Below are 21983 nucleotides of genomic sequence, written 5' to 3' on the forward strand. Positions count from 1 at the left end.
TGTTCGTTTTACAATTTCACAAATTTCCGGTAGTCTGTTGGCGTCATTCCTGTCACCTTTTTAAAGACCGCAACAAAATACTTGTATTCGTGAAATCCAACTTGTTCCGATACTTCATTTACTTTAAATGGTGTTTCGGCAAGCAAAACCTTTGCTTCTTCAACCCTTAGTTGGTTCACATATTCATTGAAGTTCACACCCGTTTTTTCTTTAAACAAAGAACTAAAATAATTCGGTGTAATGTTAATGACATCTGCTACTTCCTGAACCTTAATGTTCGTCCGATAGTATTCTTTAATATAGTACTTGGCCTCGTTGATTAACAAATCTTGTTTGTCCAAACTTTTTACCTTAGCTTGTTCTTTTCTGATGGTCGACAAGTCTTCATAAAAAAGTTCTGCTAATAGTTCATAGGAGTTGTACACATGGACATTTACCTTTTGGCTAAAATGAAAGGTATCCTGATTTATGCGATTCCCACCGAGTGACTCATAATGATTCATGATTTTCCCCAACATGTTCGAGCATACTTCCGCGACTTCCTCTAAGAAAAATTCATGCTCTAGAAAATAGTGGAATAATTCGCTTGTAGAAGGATATAAGGTCGAGTCTTCCATCTGAAAAATTGCGTCCAATATCTTCTTTTCAATTTCAGTTGGATAAAGCTGAGTTGATGCCCTCTTTAACTGTTCTGAAAGGATAATGCTTTGGTCTTCAGCTATTGGTAAAAGCTTGACTGCATGTATAAGGTCTGCATAAACAGACTTAAGGCTATCAATGGAAATCCAATCATCGTTCCACACAAATTCGAGTTTTGCCTCTTGCCCCTGAATTGCCTGCTGTATCTGCCCTGTTAGAATGCTTTTCTCTCCGTAAATACAAGTTAGTAACATATTTTCTTGCGTAAAAAACGAATAGGATGTGAGCCCGTATTCTTGTATAGAGTTCTGAATCATTTTCTCCCATCCGTCTAAAAAACCTTCATATTCCACTTCAGTCAGATTATTCACTTGTTTCATATAATCCTGTTGCATACTAATAAATGGATAGACCATGATGTGATTGTATCGATTCAATTGAGCTGGGAAGGACCCCTGTACTTCAGATAGTTGATGGATAATCGCATTTCGCAACCCTATCTCGTATTGTTCTTTTTGTTGTTGTTGCTCTTGCTTGATCTCATTCGTAAGATTCTTTACCTTTTCAATCAGTTCTTCAATGTTAACCGGTTTTAACAGGTAATCTTTCACACCTAATTTGATTGCTTGTTGGGCATATTCGAACTCGTCATATCCACTCAAAATAATCGTTCGGATATGAGGGTAGTGATCATGCAAGAAACGAGCTAGTTGTAAGCCATCCACTCTTGGCATTCTGACGTCGGTAATGACCACATCGATGTTTCCATACTGCTTGACCTTCTGTATGGCGTCGTCTCCATCATGAGCTGTGTCTGCCACTTCTACCTCAATCGTTTCCCAAGGGATGGTTAACCGCAATCCGCGTGAAATAATAGGTTCATCATCCACTATTAACATTTTAAACGTCATTAGCTTCACCTGATTTCTCTCCATTATTTGGGTCCCATAGTAGTGGAAGTACCAGTCTCACGGTTACACCTTCATCAGCGTCTAATACCTGTAATCCGAAAGGCTCACCATATGCAATTGCGATCCGTTCGTTAAGATTGTTCAAGGCAAATCCAGAATGTTGATCCTCTTTTTTAAACCCCCAACCATTGTCCATTACATCTATCCATATCTGTTCCTCAACCCGATAGCTGCGAATGGTGATCATTCCTTGTCTCGGCAGGTTTTTAAACCCATGTTGAATACTATTTTCCACCAATGGTTGAACAAGATTTTTCATGATAAACGTTGTTTTGATTTCATCATCTGCAAAAATCGAGAAAGCCAGACGTTCCCCTAATCGACTTTTTTGCAGCTCTAGGTAGGACTTGATAAAGGCCATTTCCTCTTCAATTGTGACCCATGTTTTTCCCATATTTAGATTCATTCGGAATACTTTTGAAAGCTGTTCGATTTGTTGACCTGTTTCCATGGCATTTTCAAGCCGAGCGGTCCAGCGAATCATATCTAGCGTATTATAGAGAAAATGTGGATCAATTTGATTTTGAAGGACTTTTAATTCAGATTCCTTCTGTTTAATTGTCAGCTTGTATTCTGTATTAATGAGCCTTTGGATGGTTTTGACCATTTTATTAAATTGCATCCCAAGTTGACCGATTTCATCCTTTGATTGTACATCCACATTCGCTGAAAAGTTTCCTTTTTCCAGCTGTTGTGTTTGGTTTGTTAATTCAATCACTCGTTTTACATTCGAACGATAGAACCCTAGAAAGGCAATGCCTCCAAATAGAAGAAGGAGGAAAATCATATAGCTAATGGAACTGCGAACTGTGTATAGTTCCTTTACTAAATCCTCTTCTTTAACGATGACGACCGATGTCCAACTTGTTCCACTTACTTTCTTTTTAACTGCCTTATATTCCATGTTTTTATACGTAAAATCGTAGGCTTGATCTTTTCCTTGATTTACCCAGTCAACAAATTTTGGATTTGAATATTTTTTTCCTAAAAGAGACGGATTGGAGTGAAGAACAATTTCACCAGTGTTTGACATAACAAGATACGTACCTTGTTTGATGTCTAAGCTTTTTAGGATTTTTTCTTGATCAAGGCGAATTCTTACCATGCCTATAGGACTGTTAATCTGATTTAAATCATTAATGATCCTTGATAGGCTAATCACGTACTTTTCACCACCCCAACCGCTTGTTAACTTATAGGTATCACTCCAGATTGGGGAACCTTTTCCTAGGGCAGCAGCCTTATCTAATGGACTCTCATCCCCTGAAAGAGGTTCTCCGAAGATTAATTCATTCCCGTTCATTCCTCTTAAATAGATGGAGGAGATATACTCATTTGACACCAACTGAAAGGTAAAATACCCTTTTATCCCTTCTAAACTATCTTTGTAGGAGGAGGCGGTTTCATCCGCTGTTTTAAAAAACGTTCGAAAGTCCTTATCATAAATCATATAGGAGGACATGCTTTCGACATCTCGAATAATCGACAGTAAATTTTGTTCGTCTTTATCAAGCTTCTCGATCGTGTCTTTTTCCACTTGATTTTTAAGAACTTCCGTCGTTTGGTTATAAATGAGTATTCCAAAAAGTGCTGTTGGAAGAGTAATAAGCACAAGGAATAGGATGATAAATTTCTTTTTCAAGCCCCAATTTTGGATCATGTGCATTCAACCTTTTAATGTATTCACCCCCACTTTAATTTGTTGAGGGTGAATGGATTACGGTAATCAATCCAGCAGGGGTTTAAACCAAAAGCTTATCCTTTTACTGCACCTGCTGTCATACCTTTTACAATATTCTTTTCAAAAATGATGTAGAAAATAACAATTGGAATGAGTGACATGGTTAATCCAGCCATTTGTGCGCCATAATCGGTTGTAAATTGACCAGCGAATTTCGCAAGCCCTAATGGCAATGTTTGAAGCTCTGGATCATTAATTAACACTAACGCGAATGAAAATTCGTTCCAATTGTAGATAAAGTTCAAAATCATAACCGTTGCTAATGCCGGACGTGACATTGGCAAGATAATCGACCAGAAGATCCGGAAAATCCCACAACCGTCCATAATCGCGGATTCCTCAATATCCTTCGGAAATGCCTTCATAAAACTTGTTAAAATAAAAATCGTAATAGGCAAATGGAATGCGATATAAGGGAACAGCAGTGTGATTGGTGTATTTAGTAGTCCTAAGTTTTTCATCAAAATAAACATTGGTACTAGTGTTGCATGAATTGGAATTAATAATCCAAAGACGAAAAATCCATATAACCATTTGCTCAACTTGAAGTCAAATCGAGACAAGAAATAGGATGCTAATGCCCCGATAAAAACAGTTAAAGCTGTTGCTGTTACGGTAATAAAAATACTATTTTTAAACAGAGTGCCTAGGTTTGCAATTTCCCAAGCATTCGCAAAATTATCAAATACAAATTCCTTAGGGAATCCTAACTGGTTAACCGCAAACTCCTTATCCGATTTAAAGGAGTTGATCGCCATCCAGAGTATTGGATATGCGTTAACAATAGCGAATAAGATTAATGTAATATATATAAGTGGTTTTTTAATACTTTTTTGCTTTGGTACTTTATTTGTTTTCTCCACTATGTCCACCTCCTATATCATTTTCTTTCCTAAAACTTTGTTCACAACGGCAATTAAGATCAGACTAAAGAAGAAAATGAATACTGACACAGCACTACCATATCCGTATTGTAATTTCGAGAATGTCTCATTAAACATATAGAGTGCCATAACATCTGTTGAGTGGGCAGGGCCACCATTTGTCATCACATAGATTAAATCAAATGTCTTCAAGCTACCTGAAATACAAAGGATAATGGCAACTAGAATGGTATCCCAAATCATAGGAACGGTGATTTTCCAAGTAATCGCCCATTCTGATGCACCATCGATTTTGGCTGCTTCTAATACTTCACTAGGTACATTTTGTAATGCCGCTAAGAAAATAATCATATATAGGCCAACGAATTGCCATACCACTACAACTAAGACAGCAATCATGGTCCATTTTGTATCCCCTAGCCAGTTTTGTGCAAGATCACCTAGTCCAACAGATCGTAATACTTCATTGATTAATCCGTTACGAGAGTTGTAGATTAAACTCCATGTTAAAGAAATAACGACTGTTGATAGTACTACAGGTAAAAAACCAATGGTTCTAAAAAGTTTTGCTCCTCTGATTTTGCGATTAAGTAAAAGTGCAATGAATAATGCGATTGGGACCTGTCCCAACACAGAAGCTAATACAACATAAATGTTATTTTTTACTGAATTCCAAAAAAGAGGATCTGTGAATAGCTTTCTAAAATTGTCTAATCCAATAAAAGTCATTTCATTGAACCCGTTCCAGTCCATTACTGAATAATAAAAGGATTGGAGAATTGGATAGATGGCAAACACCACATAGAGGATGAAGGCCGGCAAAATTCCTACTACAAGTGCGACCCTGCTTGTCTTTGTTAATTTCATGTTCTCCCCCCTAAATACTCACAGGTTACTTAAAAATCAAGTAACCTGTGATCAAGATATTATTTACTTTCTACTTCTTTTTGCATTTGTTTTGCTAGTTCTTCAGGTGTTTTGTCACCTAATGTAATGGATTGAAGACCATTGTTGATAATATCTGTTAATTCAGGTGTTAATGTCGCATCATATACAGGTGCTAGTCCACCTTTAACATAACTATTTGCATCCTGGAAGACTTGTGGAATGCTGTCATCCATTTCAACCTCTGCAGGTACAATAATATTTGCTTTGACTAAGCCTTGGTATAACTCTTCATCATAGTAGTATTTCAGGAATGTGAACGCTGCTTCTTGCTCTTCTTCGCTTAACTGGCTGCTAACTGCGATACCTCCACCAGCAACTCCTGCGATTTTAGCTTGATCTCCATTTCCACCCTCAAACGCTGGGAATGGTGCTACACCAATGTTATCAATATTTTCAACACTCTCTAAAATTGGACCAATTGCCCATGAACCTGCAAAGTGCATGGCAGTCGTTCCTTTAATAAATTCATTTCTTGATTGAGCTTCATCAAGGGTATTCATGTCTTCATTAAACGCATTCATTTTTGTTAATTCATCAATTACTGATAATGCACTAACAAACTGTGGATCTTCAAAAGAACCTTCTCCGTTTAATGTATTCTTTAAGAAATCACTTCCTGTAAAACGATCTGCAATTGTTGAGATGTATACAGATTGTAACGGCCAGATTGCTTTATTACCTAAAGCAATTGGTGTTTTACCATTGTCATCAAGTGCTTTTACAAGTTCTTTTAATTCTGCATATGTTGTTGGAAACTCATCGTAACCAACTTCTTTTAGCATTTCTTTATTGTAATAGATTAAGCTTGTAATACTTACGTTAGCTGGGATTGCGTAATAATTTCCATCAACAGCATAGTTTTGAAGGATTGAATCCGGAATAACCCCGTCCCAATTTTCAACGATTGAGTTAAGTGGTAAGATTGCTCCACCTTCAGCCAAAGGCGCTGTTCTTGCACCAGGCCATACACGCATTAGGTCAGGTAATTGATTTCCTGCTGCTTGTGTTCTTAATTTTGTTTCATATTGATCATGTGGAATCTCTTCGATTTTCACTTGAACATCTTCGTGCTCTTCATTAAACTTTTTAATAATGTTTTTGGAGAGCGTATTTTCTGGACGATCCTCTGTCCAGTCCGTCCAAAGCGTTAGTTCAATTGCGCCATCCTTTGAAGACGATGCTTCTTTATCATCGTTACCGCCACATGCTGCTAGAGTTAGCATGATGAGTAACCCCATTAGGATAAAACCTAATTTCTTCATAATCTATTCCTCCCTTTTTATCTCTTATTAAAGCGTTTTCATACCTTGCGATTATTATTATATCGCTTTCATTTTTTTCAACTATCCTACAAATCTATAAAAACATCCAAAATTCTTGGATAGGGTTTAATAGGGGTCTTTAAGTTCTTGGAAGAATAGATATTGTTTTCTGGAATGACAAAAAAACTCCCCAACATATGTGGGGAGTCACAAATCCTATATTTTCTGGTAAACCATTTCTCCATTTACAAGCGTCCATAAGACGTCAAAGTCGTTGTTCAAGAGCACTAAATCGGCATCAGCACCTGCTTGGATACGCCCTTTTCGTGGTAATCCGAGAATATCTGCTGGCGTTTCGGTTGCCATCCTAATTGCGTCACTTAAAGGGATACCTGCCTCTACGGTTTTTGCCAATGCCTCGTTCAACGTTACTGTACTTGAAGCGAGAGTGCCGTCCCCCAAAGTTGCTACTCCATTGTGAACTGTCACTTCATGGCCTCCAAACAGGTAGGTGCCATCGCCCATTCCCATTGCCTGCAAGGCATCTGTAATGAGCACCATTTGACTTGCTCCTTTTTCCCTGTACATGAGCCGGACAATCGCCGGATGCAAATGCACATAATCAACGATGGCCTGGACACTGACATGGCTTTCTTCAAATGCCGCAATGACAATGCCGGGGTCACGATGGTGAATCGGCCGCATTCCATTAAAGCAATGGGTGACATGACTTGCACCACAGCCAAATGCCTGTTTTGCCTCCTCATAGGTGGCGTCAGAATGGGCAATGGAAGCAATAATCCCCTTCTCCTTTAAAAACTCAATCAACTGAAGACCGCCTGGCAACTCAGGTGCGAGCGTCACCATTTTAATTAAGCCGTTTGATTTTCCGAGGATCCGTTCCATTTCCTCAATATCGGGATGGCGTAAAAACCGTTCATTTTGCATCCCTTTTCGTTTCACATTTAAATAAGGCCCTTCAATATGCATCCCGACAATTTGGGCACCTTGCTCGTTGCCTTCAACCTCCGAAACATTTTCAATCATCTGGAGAAGATCCTCGAATGTAGATGAAACTGAAGTTGCTAAAAACGATGTGCAACCTGTTCGGGCACAGGCCTTTGAAACGGCTTGTACACTTTCAACCATTCCATCCATCATATCAAAGCCGTCTGCACCGTGAATATGGACATCAATCATCCCAGGAATCAGCAAATGTCCACCGCCATCAATTTCTGCATCAGCGGTAAATTGAGCTTTTTCTCCCCCTACTTCTAAGATTTGGCCATCACGAATTAAAACGCTTCCCCATTTCAGTTCCTGATTTTCCACCAATCGGATATTGCGAATCACAGTTGTAGTCATGGTGATTTCCTCCCTTTAGTTAAAAATAATTACTTTCTGAAATAATTAAAGTTTACTGATTGAACACCGGGACAGGTTTTGGTTGGTTACTTGGTACAAGACCTTCGACCGTTGGCCATTCATCTTCCCATTGAAGAGGGTCAATCATCAGTGATCGTCGGGTTGCTCCATTGGCTAAAAAGGGCTTGTCTTTATCAACGGCATGATAAACGATCCAATCGGTTCCTTGATCATCCGTGACAATGGAATTATGACCGGGACCGGCAAATAATTTTGGCCCTTCATCATTCGGAAATTGCCCCGTTAAAATCAACGTTCCGCCTCCAAAGATTAAATCTTTTCCATCCTTGTCGACGTAAGGTCCAGTAAGGTTTTTTGACCGGCCTACTGCCACATTATAACCGCTCTTATCCCCTTCACAGCATGTACCACGTGATCCAAAAAAATAAAAATAATCATTCCGCTTGATCACATAGGCAGCTTCATAGTCATTGCCAGCAATGTGAATCGGATCTCCAACCGTTTGGAACCCGTCTTTGGCAAGCTCCACCACGAAAATGCCATGAAAGCTTCCCCAAAATAAATAAGGCGTCCCCTCTTTATCCACATAGAGCATGGGGTCAATCGAATTTCCTACACCAATATCCTTGCTGTCAAATAATTTCCCTTGATCTTGGTAGGGTCCTTCCGGATTGTCGGAAATCGCCACCCCTATCCCTGGGTTGGCATCTCCCCAAACAGACATTGAATAGTATAAATAATACTTGCCATTAAAATAACTTATATCTGGTGCCCATAAAGAGCCTGTCTCTTTCCATGTCGGTTTCTCCTGAAAGGCTTCCCCAACATAGGTCCAATCCGTTAAATTCTTTGAACGAACAATCGGTATCAAACGAGCGCCTTTTTCATCACCCCAGTCATCTTCCGTTCCAAATGCATAAAAATATCCATCCTCTCCCTTCACGATGGATGGGTCAGCAATAACCGGCTCAAATACAGGATTTTCATAGGTTTTTTCTTCACTTTTTTGTTGTGAACAACTACTCATGATTATCACCATTCCTATAATGAATAAGATTGAAATTCGTTTCATTTTACTTGTCCCCTATCAATTTTTAGAAAAGTGTACCAGGACGGGGACTTGCCAAAGCAAATCCCCGAACCCAACTACCTTTTTCTAAAAACAGTTCTCTATAAATCTGCCAATTCAACCCGAACGGTAGCCAATCCCCATGCCTGCACTTCCACATTCAGTGTCCCATCTGGGAGAACGGGTAACACGGCAACCTCTTTTTCTAGTAGATCCGTTAGACAAGCGTTCATGATTTTCTTGCCTGGGATGGAAAAATGGACAATCTGGTTGTCACCTGTAATTTCTTGAAATCTTAAGATCCAGTCTTCAGACCATTTCGCTTTTTTAAAAGTAGTTAAAATGACACCTTCCCCGTCCAGTTCAGCCAGCTTGCTTTCAACAGGCTGATCGTAAGGAGCTTTTGGCTTGCGAAAATCCTGGAAGCTGATGCGATGTCCATATAGCGGCTGACGTGCCGTCCAGCCAAAACGAAAGGCCTTGTCTTTCGATATTTTTTCCTGGCTCATAATACTGTAGGAATATTCGATTAGACCTCCTTGTGAGGCTTTATAGTTGGTATTCCAATAATTATTCAACACATAAGAAAAGACACGGCTTCCTGTTAGGTCAAGCGTTTTGGGCCATTTTCCTTGTACGATGTTTCCAATGCAGAATAACGGGATGTGAGGGGAAGCCAGGACAATATCGGCATCCTTACCTTCCATCAGAATGGAGGATTGCAACGGGAGCCACTCTTTGCATCCCCCCGGCAGTTGATGTTTATCCCAATTCACCCATCCCAGCTGAGAATCGGAACTTACCTCTGCCTGCTTCAACCGAAATGGAAAAGCGATATATACCGCTTCTTTCTCCAGGCGCTCCTGTTTGTTATAGCGATAGCAAACGTCCAATCGCTTTTCTGTATCAACCATTTTCCATTCGATCTCCAATTCTCCGAAAGGGACCATTCCTTTCAATGTCACCTTTTTACCGTACATGAAGGACTCGACACGGCTCTCCGTTAGCTCGAAATCTGACAGCACTTCAGCATTTGCTTCTGGCATGTCACTTTGATTTCCGACCAATCGCGTTCCTTCCCCGCCTTTGGCATAGAGAAATTGTCCAAATCCCCATTCATCATCGGAATCGATTATTTCCTTTTGAAGCTCCTTGTCAAATAAACTCGTTACATAGCCGCGGGAAGCTTCGATTACGACTCGGTAATAATCGTTTTCCAGGACGCACGGTTCAACAACTTCTTCTTTTATCCCTGCAGCACTTTCGGCGGTTCCATTCTGGTATTCTTTATCCGTTCCGACCTCGATTGTTCCGTCCATTTCTTTCAACGAAATCCGCCGATAACTTAAGCCCGGAACAGAATCAACCCATACTGCAACAATCGCTTGTGTGGCAGTAGTTTGGACACACCGCGATGGAATGGCTTCACCAGATATTGGATCGACCGGTATTTCATTTCTCGCGATTTCAAAAATGACTTCACTGCTTGCCGTCCAGCTGTGAGGATTATAAACAACAATCTCCCGGCCAGTATTATTCCAGTTCAAACTATGACGTACAGCTGCAGTATGGAGCAGTCGGCTCGCCCATTGATAGCCATCTTTTGCAAAATGCTCCTTAATGGCCCATTGATCCCTTTGTAAGAGAGCATCCGGATCAGTGGCACTCAAAAAGGCTCCCCAAGTATGTTCGACAAATTGCAGATTGGCCTTCCATGCGGAATCAAACTGTTTTTCTGGATACTCCCATCCATCATTATGAATGGCTGCTAATGACTCTAGCTTTTCTGCAGCTGGAAGCATCGCCTGCGCCTTCCTGATCTCAATCGCCGGAGCAATGGTAGAACCCACTCCATCCTCCCAGTACGCTCCCCCGTCCCCTTTTACAACTGGAAAATAATTACCGAAATTTGACTCCACATACTCAAAAAACTCTGTGACATCACAAGCGATTAATTGAGGGTATGCATAGGTTTGATTCCAATTCTTAGTAAATTCAATCGGCTGTGGATCAAGGTCGGTATTATCCGCTTCCTGTCCGTAAAGCAACACGGCATCAGGTGCATAATCTTTCCGTTCATACTCATCAAGCCACATTTCCAATCCCCGCTCGGCTGATGCCTTGACAGGCGGGCTGCCGCAGACTTTTCTAAGCTCGCAGTACATTTTCGACAACCACACTAGAACCTTCCCCCCGTTCACACCTTCCCAATAATAAGGAGATGCACGATGCAGTCCGCCATTTAAGCGGAATGGACCTCGGTCCTGATTATTGGCGTGGACCAGGTATTTGACACCTGAACCTTCGTAAATCGCCGGGAGGGAACTCGACAAGGATGGAACATCGACAATTGCTGTATACACGGCCCTTTGGCCCGCTGGCCGTAAAAGCTCCTCTGTATATTCGCCATTGCGAATTAAATCCTCCAAGGAGGCATATTGTGTCAATAAATCCAAATAGGAATGGGGAATCCCTAATCGTCCTTCCTTAGAAAACTTGAGCAACTGCTGAATTCTCTCCTGACTGCGGGTAGCCAGGTAGGTTTCGAGTACCCATGAAGCATCAAGATGATAGGCAAAAGCCGGGATGTCTGCCTTCTCCTCTTTCTCCCGTTCCAGCCAATCCAATGCCGTATCAATATTGCGGCACAGCCTTTCAGCCACTTCCCACTGTCGGTGGGTATAGCCAATATCCGTGTGGGAATGGGGAGAAAGATAGACCTTCCATTTCCGTCGGCGCTTCAATGTACCCATTTGATAGAGGTGATCACCCAGATAAAGAGAATAGTTAACCGGGTTTTCTCCATCCTTTATATAAAAACGAGTATGGAAATGTCCGAAAGCTAGCTTCGGAATATCCAAATCTACCAATTCCTCTGTATTTCCATCGCTCAAAATAAGCTTTAGTTTCATTTCAGATATTGGTTTTGTCAGTTCCACATACATATGGCATAACTCATAAAGCTGACCATCCTTTTCTTCGTACATGACAGAAGGTGTAAGCTCTAAACGATGGATTGGCTCTGTGGTGTGCTGCTCAAGTCTGGAAAAAGTGATAGATTGATAGATAAACCCTGCGCCATTTGCCATACGGTCAAGGCGCTTTATTTTCTCGGGATTGCTGACGTGAATAAATTCTCCGCCATCGCGGCTGATCAATTCGAATGTGTTTTCGCCATTGATAAGAAGCTCGCCAGGTATAAGTAGTTCTGCCACTCCCTCTGAGTAAATGGTCGTATGGAGCCCAGAATGCAAGGCAATATTTCCTGATTCAGAAGGCTTTGGCCGAAAATACACATTTCCACTTGTTCCATTCACCTTTACTTCCAGGAAGGCAAGTCTTGGGGCAATGACAAGGTAGTGAATTCGGAACAAATACATCTCTTCATTCGAAAACTCGTCCAGGTTACATTTTATGGTGTACGGATGGAGCTGATAACCGGAATCCGGATCAGCTTCACTTGGATGGAAAAGTGGCCATTTCTGTGTTTCCGACTTATTCACATCAAATACATGATGATCGAATAGATGAGGCTGCTTATAATTATCAACTAATTGATTGCTCTTCCCATCAGGGGAACCGATGGACCATACTACATGTTCAACCATATTTCTACACTCCCATTTTCTGCCTTCATTCTTTTTAAAGCAAAACGAGGTGTTCTCGTATTCTTTCACTCTATTCATAGTAAACATTACTAATTATCATGATGACCTACCTGTAATCGATCATCTTCAACACTTGGAATCTCCCTTAATAGTGCTGGTGGTAACCAGTTTCCGTCTTGTTTCGGCGGAGGGGTTAAGCCATCTCCTGGCTGTGGGATATTACTCCATTTTCGACCTTCCCCATTGAATTGCGGGAGCCAAGGATCCAGGGCTTCGAACATTTCATCAACCATGCTCCAAACTTCTTCCGTGTTACATACTGCAGCAGTTAATGGATCATGGAGAATCGCAAGTTTTACAAGTTCTCGGTTACCGGTTAATGCTGCTTCTACCGCCATTTCCTGAACACTAATACTCGCTCTGCATGTAGCTGCGCATTGCATTGGAAGATCGCCAATAAATGCAGGATGGATTCCAGTACGATCCACATAGCAAGGAATTTCTATTGTAGATCCATTAGGAAGGTTTGTAATAAGACCTTTATTTTCAATATTAAAATGTCCTCGATAAGGCCTTCCTGTCTCAAGCGCTTCAATAATATAGGAACCATGTTCTTCCGATCGATTACCCAATTCGATGTATTCTGCCTCGCCATTTAACCATTTTGGATACATTTCCCGATATTCACTTGTCTTCTTAATACATTGGTCAAGATAGCCCGCTGTTACACCGCCAATCCAGTCTTGAGGATAAATCCAACGATGTAGTTCATCTTTCCGTTTTCGGTACCAAGGCAAATACTCGCTTAAATGTCCATTTGATTCCGTCAAATAATAGCCAAACCGCTTTAAGACATCTATTCGGCATGGTTCTGTTACGGATAGCCGAGGGTGTTTTTCAAATGCCTCAAGCAAATGCGGAAGCATATCTTTTCCTTTGTGTTTTACCTCAATATACCAAGTTTGATGGTTAATTCCTGCACAAACAAAATCCACCTCTTCCTTAGGCAATCCAAGGGCAGTTGCGATTTGCCGGTGCCCACCTTGTACTCCATGGCATAGACCTATTACCCTAACTCCCCCAGCACGCCTCAAGGCCCATGTATTCATCGCCATTGGATTTGAATAGTTTAGTAGCAGAGCATCAGGACAAACTTCACGCATATCCTTGGCAATATCCAATAATACCGGAATCGTACGTAATGCAAAAAAGACTCCTCCTGGTCCAAGCGTATCCCCAACACATTGGTCTACACCATACTTCAGGGGAATCTCTACATCATATCGGAACGCCTCAAGCCCACCAACCCGAGCGATGCAAAAAACATAATCCGCGTCTTTCAGGGCTTCTTTCCGATTGGTCGTCGCAAGTATGGTAGCTGGCAATTGATTGTCGTCAATCATCTTTCGGCAAAGATTCGCCACCATTTCAAGGTTTTCTTCACTGATATCCATAAACCGAAACTCCGTATCTTGAAATTCCTTTACAGACAAAATATCCATCATTAATCTTCGGGTAAAACCAATACTTCCTGCACCAATCATGGCAATTTTCAACATTGGATAGGACCTCCAAATCCATTAAAAATAGGAACACGCATCAGCTATTTCATTCTGAGATTAATTGTTTAAGAGCATTTACATTAAAGGCGAGACTTTCAAAAGGATCCCCTTCAAATTCCTCCTGTTCAACGGTGAACCATTCAATACCATACTCTTTTCCCGCCTTAATGAGGGAGTCGAAGTCCAGCTGACCTTTTCCAATTTCAGTCCCCATTTTTTTACCGTTTACCATTTTCATATCTTTCATATGCAATGAAACAACTCGATCTTTATACGTTTTGATGATTTCTAATGGATTTTGTCCAGCAAAGCTTGCCCAATAGCAATCCAGCTCCATTTTTACGAATTGTGGATCTGTTTCGTTAAATAGCAGTTCAAAACCTGTCTCATTACCAAAGGTTGTAAATTCAAAGTCATGATTATGATACCCAAACATAAATCCGGCCTTTTTACAAGCTTCACCAATTTGATTCAGCGTTTCCGCCGTTTTCTTATAATCATCAGCTGTCTGCCTCATCTCTCTTGGAAGCGACGGGCAAATAATGAGGTCATTTCCAAGCGTCTGATGGTATTCAAACGTTTTCTCTAATTCATCATGTAAAAGTTGATCGATTCCCACATGCGCACCGGCAACTACCATTTCCTTCTCTGCTAACAATCGTTTCACTGTTTCTGCTGGAGTATTGTAGAACCCTGCAAATTGAATGCCTTCATACCCAAGACTGGCGACTTTTTGAATCGTTCCTAAAAAATCCTCCTCTGCTGCTTTCCATACTGAATATAATTGAATCCCAATTTTACTCATCAAAACCTTCTCCTTCCTTTTGGGTGAGGTGTGTGTGTGCAATCTCGCCAATTTTCACCGCTTCTCCCTTGGCGGCAGACATATATAAGCCATTAATAATTTGTTGGAGATAGACTCCTTGTTCAGCGGTACTTAACGGAGGTGTACCATTTAAACAGCCATCTACAAATCTTCTAATCTCTTGTTCATGGTAATTTCTTTTCGGTAAATGTGCTGGTGTAATGTCAATTAAGGAATCATACTTTTCTTGGTAGATCTTTAACGGGAAGACATCAGCTCCACCTTGGTCACCCATTAAGGTTACACTCATTTCATCTATTTTCTCGACATTTGCAGCAAAGGCCGTTTCCAAAAGAATAGACGCACCATTTTTGAAAGTGATCATTCCACGTGCCATGTCTTCAATCGAGAAGTTTTCCCAATCCCATGAACCCATTAGCCCCACGCCTTTTCGGTTCCCTAGCTTTTGGTAAGTTACACCCAAGACAGTGTCGGGTTCAGGGTAGCCCATTAAATATAAAGCAGTATCCAGCATATGGACCCCTATATCAATTAATGGCCCTCCACCTTGGAGCTCCTTATTGGTAAAAACTCCCCATCCGGGAATACCCCGACGACGCATCGCTGTGACACGGGCAGCATAAATGTCTCCAAGTTCTCCACCATCAATAAATTTCTTTAACATTTCGACTTGTGGGGCATAGCGGAAATGAAATCCGTATGTTAGAATCTTCCCGGCCTTTGACGCAGCAGAAGCCATTTCCTCTGCTTCCTTAGCTGTAATAGCTGGCGGTTTTTCACATAAGACATGGCAGCCAGCTTGTAGTGCAGCAATTGCAGCAGGATGATGGAATTTATTTGGGGTACAAATACTCACTGCATCTAATTGGACTTTTTGAAGCATTTCTTCATAACTTGAAAAAACGTTCGGTATGTTGAAATCCTCTGCTAGTTTCTCAGCTTTTTCTTTTACGACATCACTTACGGCCACAATCTCAACCTGTTCTCCACATTTTAAATAGTTTGGAACATGTACGTCCCTTGCAATACCACCTGTTCCTATAATACCTACCCTTACTATTTTTCCCATGTTTTTCACCACTTTCTACGCGATTTTCCTGATTTGTATGTCTAGGAATAGCTTGAATAGCCAGCACCATAAGTTGAACCTATAGTGCTGGCTTATTTAAAAATTAAAACCAGAGCTTAAATGTCTTAATTTCATATGGTGTGACTGAGAAGTGGAGGGTTTGCCCATGATGGACAGCCTTGTTTATCTCTTCTTCCATCAAGTTACATTCCACTGCTTTCTTGATTGGCTGAGCAAATGTCACATTCGCATCATTTCGATACTGTTTATATTCATAGAAACGGACAATGACTGCCTCATCATCTTCTGCCTTCTTCACTGTTTCAAGAACCACATTGTCACTATCGACAGCAGCAAACTCATATCTTCCAGGCAGATTTCCAGCAGGGTTCGCTTCCAGCAGGCTAGCTAACAGCGGCACATTCATCTCATACGCCTCTTTGACAACATTACCTTCACGCCAATCACCCGCATGCGGCAACAAGCTATACGTAAATTGATGGAAACCTTGGTCCGCTGTTTCGTCTGGACGGACGGCAGACTTAATGAGAGTTAGTCGCATTACATGTTCTTTCACATCATGTCCATACTTACTATCATTCATCAGGCTGACACCGTAGTTCCCCTCAGAAAGGTCTACCCATTTATGGCCAACTACCTCAAATTGAGCAGTATCCCAGCTTGTGTTTGAATGCGTTGGACGCTCAATATTACCGAATTGAATATCATAGGTTGCTTTCGTTGAACGAACATTAACTGGGAAGGCTACCTTTAATAATGTTTGTTTCTCCTGCCACTCGACTTCATTTTTGAAATCGATTTTTGGAGAGTCTTTGTAAATTGACATGTACTGGGTAATCGTTGAATCAAAGAATTGCCATGTCAATTTTAATGTCCCGCGAATCGGACCTTCTTCGACAACCTCAATATGGGTTAAAGAATCAATCTCTCGCATTTTTTCTTGATAATAAAGATCGATATCCCATGCATCAAACTTCATTGGCTTATCTTCAAACGTTTGGAACACATTGCCTCTTTCGCCATCAGCAAGAACTTCGCGCTGGTACCTCTTATCAAAAAGGGAAGTCATTTGCCCTTTTTCATTCAAGCGGATTTGATAATACTCGTTCTCAAGATAATCCGTTTTGACGACCATTGTTGATGAAGCTTCCTCCGCAGGTACGAAAGTGAAGGTTTTATAACCAAGCCCTGGTATTTCGTCAGTAACCAGCAGCACTTTTTCCGCATCTCCCTCTTTCATGACCTGAACCGGAAGAGCCTTGCCTTCTTCATCTACCAACGCGACATTTCCTTTTACTTTATCCGTTACCGGCAGTTCAATCAGACCTGCTCGTGAATGAGAGAGAGAGTTAAACACTACAACTCCATCTTTATCCTGTTTGATCTGGCTGGTGATGCTGCCTTTGGCTTCTTCAAGTATTCCTTCAGCCAATCTTTGGATATTTTCATAATCGTTACGCGCATCTTCGTTTACCTGGCGGATGGATGAACCCGGCAGGATATCATGGAACTGGTTAAGCAGAAGCAGTTCCCAGCCTTCATTTAATTGGTCATGCGGGTATTGATACCCTTTCGAGAATTCTTTGGCTAATGTATTCATCCATTCTGCATTATGGAACGCAATTTCCGCCTTCCGGTTACCTCTCTTGAGGGCCGCTTGAGAGGTATATGTACCGCGATGATATTCAAGGTACAACTCTCCGTCCCAAACAGGCAGCTTCTTGTCTTCTACGGTGCTGCGCAATTTTTCAAAGTAATCTTCAGCCTTTTGCATTTCTACTTGCGGCAATCCAGGGAGATTTTTCATCGCACGGGCTGCTTCGATCATTTCCTTTGTCGGACCTCCGCCCCCGTCACCCCAACCGAAGGCAAGAAGCAACTCATCATTGACGTCCTTTTGCTGGTAGGCATCCCAAATACCTTTTACACTCGAAGGTTCAACCATTCCGTTATAGGTGTAGAATGGAGAATCATCTTCCGGTGTCGTGATAAAATGGGTTAACATGTGAGTACCATCAATTCCTCGCCACTCGAATGTGTCATACGGGAAGCGATTATATTGGCTCCAGCTAATTTTTGTTGTCATAAAGGTTTCGATCCCGCTCTTTTTCATAATTTGCGGAAGTGCCCAAGAATAACCGAACACATCTGGAAGCCAAACAACTTTTGTATCAACCCCAAACTCATCTTTCATAAATCGTTTTCCGAATAGGAGTTGACGGATAAGCGACTCTCCATTTGGAATATTTGTATCCGGCTCAATCCACATGCCGCCGGTGATTTCCCATTCTCCGGAAGCAACCTTTTCCTTTATTTGCTGATAGATTTCCGGATAGTCTTCCTGGATATATTTATACAGCTGCGGAGATGTATGGATAAAGCGGTATTCAGGATACTGCTTCATTAAATGAAGCACCGTTGAAAATGTTCGTGATGCTTTTTCACGTGTATGAACCAAGCGCCATAACCAAGCCATATCGATATGGGAATGTCCCAGTACCTTTACCTTTGGCTTTAATTCATCGATTTCGCCCATTTTTTCTACTTCATCAGCTAAAAATTGATACGCTTCCAGAACGGATTGATAGAACATTTCCGAACCAGGCTTTAAGAAGTCAATCGTTAAAAGGGATTGATTAAGTGCTTGAAGCAATTTCGTTCTACGTAAGTCCATTTCATCAAGGACCTTAACGGCTTTCACCAACGTATCAGCCAAATAAAAATATTTTTCCGTCGGAACATTGACAACGGCAAGCTTAGCTGCTTTAAATCTGCGGCGGTCAGGTGGATTCAGCACCCCGCTCCATGCTTTTAAAGCAATCTGAAGTTCACCTTTCTCCACTAGCTCTTGTGGAATCCATGCTTCTTCATGCCAGATATCAATCCCCTGAAGCGGTGCCCCATTTACGTATAAAAGCGTTTCAGCTGTAGAGTCGCCGCCATCACGAGGGCCCACAAGAAAATACAATACTACCCGTTCCTTTTTCCATTGCTCTGGGATTGTCACTGTCGTGCGGAACCAGGCAGATTTATCATAGCCTCCCCAAAAGTCGCCGACTTGGAAGTCCTTCCAATCATGGTCATCGAAATCAGGCTTGTATGCCTCTTTATCCTCATCGCCAAATGCCCATTCCTTGTATTTAAACAATGGGATTTCCTGTGTTTGTTTATAAATAAACCCTTTTAATTCTGATAGATATTTCTCGATTTTTTCGACGGTAAAGTACATATTCATTGTCACTTGTCACCTCAATTTTTAATATGTTCGGGCAAATGTTCGGAACTCAATGACCGGCTCTTCGCCTTGTGGCTGATCATCCACCAGAAATCCCCCGGCTTTCTTCGGAAGACAGAGAATGGTAAAGCGCTTTGATTCTCCAGGAAACAAAGTAATATAGCTGTCATCGCTTTCCATCCAAAAGGAATTGGTGGTTTCCTCCGGATACACATGGAGGCAGACATCCTCCCCATCATTTTCAACAAGGCAGGTACTAGTGAGACCTTCGTCTGTTTGAACCCATGGTGATTTTTCCACCACCTTCAGCCTTGCCTGCGGAAGTTCAAGGGCCGTTGAATAAACTGCTTCCGCTTTTGTTGAAAACGTATAAAGGTTCTCTTGAAAAACTTGATCATCATCAAGCAGCTGCAAGCGGACGAAAAACATTGGCCCATATTCTTTTGTAACTGGGAATTCAAAGTCAATGCTCGATGCCTTGTATGGCTTGACTTGAACCTTATTTGTTTTTTCCAAAAGAATACTGCCTTTTACTGTTAATACTTGCACCCTGACCACCGTTTCGACCTCATCCCCGTTCCCATGGACAAAAACCGGAGCTTGAAACAAACTGCCAACCTTATAGTCTAATTTTCGATAATCTAATGAGACATGGAGTTTAGCAAAGGCCTTGCGCGCCCAATGATAAGCCATTTTCTCCTCGCCGTAATAATCAACGAGATTCGTACAGGAAGCATTCGGCCATGGTTCGTTCAACTGCCAAATCAAACTGCCGCTATTCTGGAATTCTCTTCTCCGGTTGGCCTCAATAATATATCGAAGCCCTTCCGCCTGTATCCATTGACTACAATCTACAAAGGTAGAGATATCTTCTATCGGACCAAACAATTCCTGATCCCTGATTAAGGTGCCCCACCATTCACCATGGTGGCGCCAAACCATATGATCAGACATTTTGGTCGGCTTCAGATGTCGTTCACCAAGAAATTTCCGCAAGCTTTTAAACTGGCTGACTCCATCCATACCAAATTCACTATGAAACAATGAATCTGACGCTGCATACAACTGGTAATGGTACGGATTGCCTCCATATCGCCAATTCCCATGAACATCATGGCTGACTCCCTTTTTCTCTGTAACAAATTCAACCGGGCCCGATGCAGAAGTAGGCAGGAATAGCCTGTTGTGATCGTAGCGTTCTACCAATTTCTTTAATTGCGCAAGATTTTCATCTTCATAGGTAGAAGGTTTAAAGTCTTCATCCATTAATTCATTTCCGCCACTCCAAATGGTCAATGACACATGGTTCCTTTTTTCCTTTAACGCAGCTGTCGCAGTCTCGGTAAGTAATTTCAAAAATTCAGGCTTTTTAGATGGAATATTGTCAATGCCGGAGCTGGACTGTATAAATTCCTGCCAGACCAAAATCCCGTATTGGTCACATAATTCGTAGAATATTTCCTTTTCAATGATGCCGCCGCCCCAAACACGGACCATATTTCCATTTGCACGAACAATCTTTTTTAACAAATATTGATAATGCTCGCGGGTTACGTTCCCATATAAATGGTCAAGCGGTGTCATATTAAAGCCTTTAAGATAGATTTTCTTCCCATTAATGGCTACTGTATATGGAAGTGCTTCCTCCGGGCTGTCATCGTTCTGGATGTACTCCAGCTTGCGGATGCCGGTCTTATACTGTTTATGGTCAAGGATTCGCTCTCCATCCCTCAGAACAAGCGAAATACGATAAAGAGGCTGCCCGCCATATCCGTTTGGATACCATAATTCTGGCTTCTCTATCTGAAAGACATTGTGCTTCTCCACTTCCTCTGGCTGTACGGCTATTTCGTTGTGATAAACGCATTCGCCGTTCGGACGATAGCAAGTCGTTTCCAAAAGGAGTGGCTTGTTTGGAGCCGTTTCGTTGTGATCAATATGTATGGTCAAATCAATCACCCCGGCTCCGTCCTGTACATCTGTATAAAGAGCCGCCTCAGCGATCGATGCCTGCTGATGAACTTTTAAGATAATCTCATCCCAAAACCCGATATTGACCAATCGGGTAGAAAAATCCCACTTATAATTAAATCGGCTTTTTTGAGTGAAGGTTGCCGAAGTCTTGCCGATTTGTCCCATTTCATCAGGCGGATGCTTAAAAACAACCACCAGTTCAAATGTCTCATTTTCGGTGATTTGGCTTGTCACATCGAATTTCGCGGGATGATACATGCCTTTATGCTCACCAAGAAATTGACCATTCAAATAAAAAATGGCCTCATAATCCACGCCTTTAAAAATAAGCTCATATTTCTCTCCTAATTCCTCAGGCTTCATAAAGGTGGTTTTGTATACCCACCAGCGGTTTTCAATCCATTCGCATGTTAAACTGTTCATTTCATAGTACGGATGGTCAATCAGGCCTGCACGGTATAAATCGTAATGAACACCGCCCGGTACGGTGGCGGGAATCCAATCCGTTGTACCAACAAGCTGTTCACCCGTTTCCATGCTTTTGTCTTTTAGAGGCACCCAGGGCCAATACCCTTTAAGAAACCAAGTTTGTTTCGAAAGGTTAATCTCCACTTGCTTTCCTCCTGGACATTTTTATTTCATACACTTCAGATATTTCCGGAAGTTTGCGGATATCTCACATGGATTTGCATCTCCGGATGGATTTTTGCGTCGGTTTCCGCGGATTTGCTTCTATGGCTGGTTTTTTTGCGTCGGTTTCCATGAATTTGCTTCTCTGGCTGGTTTTT

General features: G+C 41.6%; 13 protein-coding genes. All 13 read right to left on the minus strand.

Features of this window, described 5'->3' with window-relative positions; all coding sequences use genetic code 11:
* Window positions 1-8: 8 nt before the first annotated feature.
* The 13 genes from V7138_RS13225 to V7138_RS13285 all read right to left on the minus strand — a co-directional run bounded on the left by V7138_RS13225 (window position 9) and on the right by V7138_RS13285 (window position 21753).
* On the minus strand, window positions 9-1550 hold the full coding sequence (locus V7138_RS13225) for a response regulator transcription factor (protein WP_335398083.1): 1542 nt from the start codon (window positions 1548-1550) through the stop codon (window positions 9-11).
* Window positions 1540-3270, minus strand: coding sequence for a cache domain-containing sensor histidine kinase (locus V7138_RS13230; protein WP_335398047.1), 1731 nt, complete (start codon window positions 3268-3270; stop codon window positions 1540-1542). Before V7138_RS13230 ends, V7138_RS13225 begins: the two co-directional genes overlap by 11 nt.
* Window positions 3271-3365: 95 nt before the next feature.
* Window positions 3366-4214: a carbohydrate ABC transporter permease gene (locus V7138_RS13235; RefSeq protein ID WP_335398049.1), complete on the minus strand. Its 849-nt coding sequence runs from the start codon at window positions 4212-4214 to the stop codon at window positions 3366-3368.
* A 12-nt stretch (window positions 4215-4226) separates the two neighbouring features.
* Complete coding sequence (locus V7138_RS13240) at window positions 4227-5102, minus strand: carbohydrate ABC transporter permease (protein WP_335398051.1); 876 nt, start codon at window positions 5100-5102, stop codon at window positions 4227-4229.
* 59 nt (window positions 5103-5161) lie between these two features.
* A complete protein-coding gene (locus V7138_RS13245; RefSeq protein ID WP_335398053.1) occupies window positions 5162-6445 on the minus strand; it encodes an extracellular solute-binding protein in 1284 nt (427 codons plus the stop codon).
* 216 nt (window positions 6446-6661) lie between these two features.
* Entirely contained in the window at window positions 6662-7810 is a 1149-nt protein-coding gene (gene nagA, locus V7138_RS13250; RefSeq protein ID WP_335398055.1) for an N-acetylglucosamine-6-phosphate deacetylase, read from the minus strand.
* Between the two features lie 52 nt (window positions 7811-7862).
* Window positions 7863-8903, minus strand: a complete 1041-nt coding sequence (locus V7138_RS13255) for a family 43 glycosylhydrolase (RefSeq protein ID WP_335398057.1) — start codon at window positions 8901-8903, stop codon at window positions 7863-7865.
* Window positions 8904-9001: 98 nt separating this feature from the next.
* The gene (locus V7138_RS13260) at window positions 9002-12508 is read right to left on the minus strand and encodes a glycosyl hydrolase-related protein (RefSeq protein ID WP_335398059.1); all 3507 of its coding nucleotides are present in this window, start codon (window positions 12506-12508) and stop codon (window positions 9002-9004) included.
* Window positions 12509-12597: 89 nt separating this feature from the next.
* Window positions 12598-14067, minus strand: a complete 1470-nt coding sequence (locus V7138_RS13265) for an alpha-glucosidase/alpha-galactosidase (RefSeq protein ID WP_335398061.1) — start codon at window positions 14065-14067, stop codon at window positions 12598-12600.
* A 49-nt stretch (window positions 14068-14116) separates the two neighbouring features.
* On the minus strand, window positions 14117-14875 hold the full coding sequence (locus V7138_RS13270) for a sugar phosphate isomerase/epimerase family protein (protein ID WP_335398063.1): 759 nt from the start codon (window positions 14873-14875) through the stop codon (window positions 14117-14119).
* A complete protein-coding gene (locus V7138_RS13275; protein ID WP_335398065.1) occupies window positions 14868-15965 on the minus strand; it encodes a Gfo/Idh/MocA family protein in 1098 nt (365 codons plus the stop codon). Before V7138_RS13275 ends, V7138_RS13270 begins: the two co-directional genes overlap by 8 nt.
* A gap of 103 nt (window positions 15966-16068) precedes the next feature.
* Window positions 16069-19221, minus strand: coding sequence for an alpha-mannosidase (locus tag V7138_RS13280; protein WP_335398066.1), 3153 nt, complete (start codon window positions 19219-19221; stop codon window positions 16069-16071).
* Between the two features lie 21 nt (window positions 19222-19242).
* Complete coding sequence (locus tag V7138_RS13285; RefSeq protein WP_335398068.1) at window positions 19243-21753, minus strand: glycoside hydrolase family 2 protein; 2511 nt, start codon at window positions 21751-21753, stop codon at window positions 19243-19245.
* Window positions 21754-21983 lie beyond the last annotated feature (230 nt).

Source organism: Bacillus sp. JJ1533, from assembly GCF_036965045.1.
Taxonomy (GTDB): Bacteria; Bacillota; Bacilli; order Bacillales; family Bacillaceae_L; genus Ferdinandcohnia.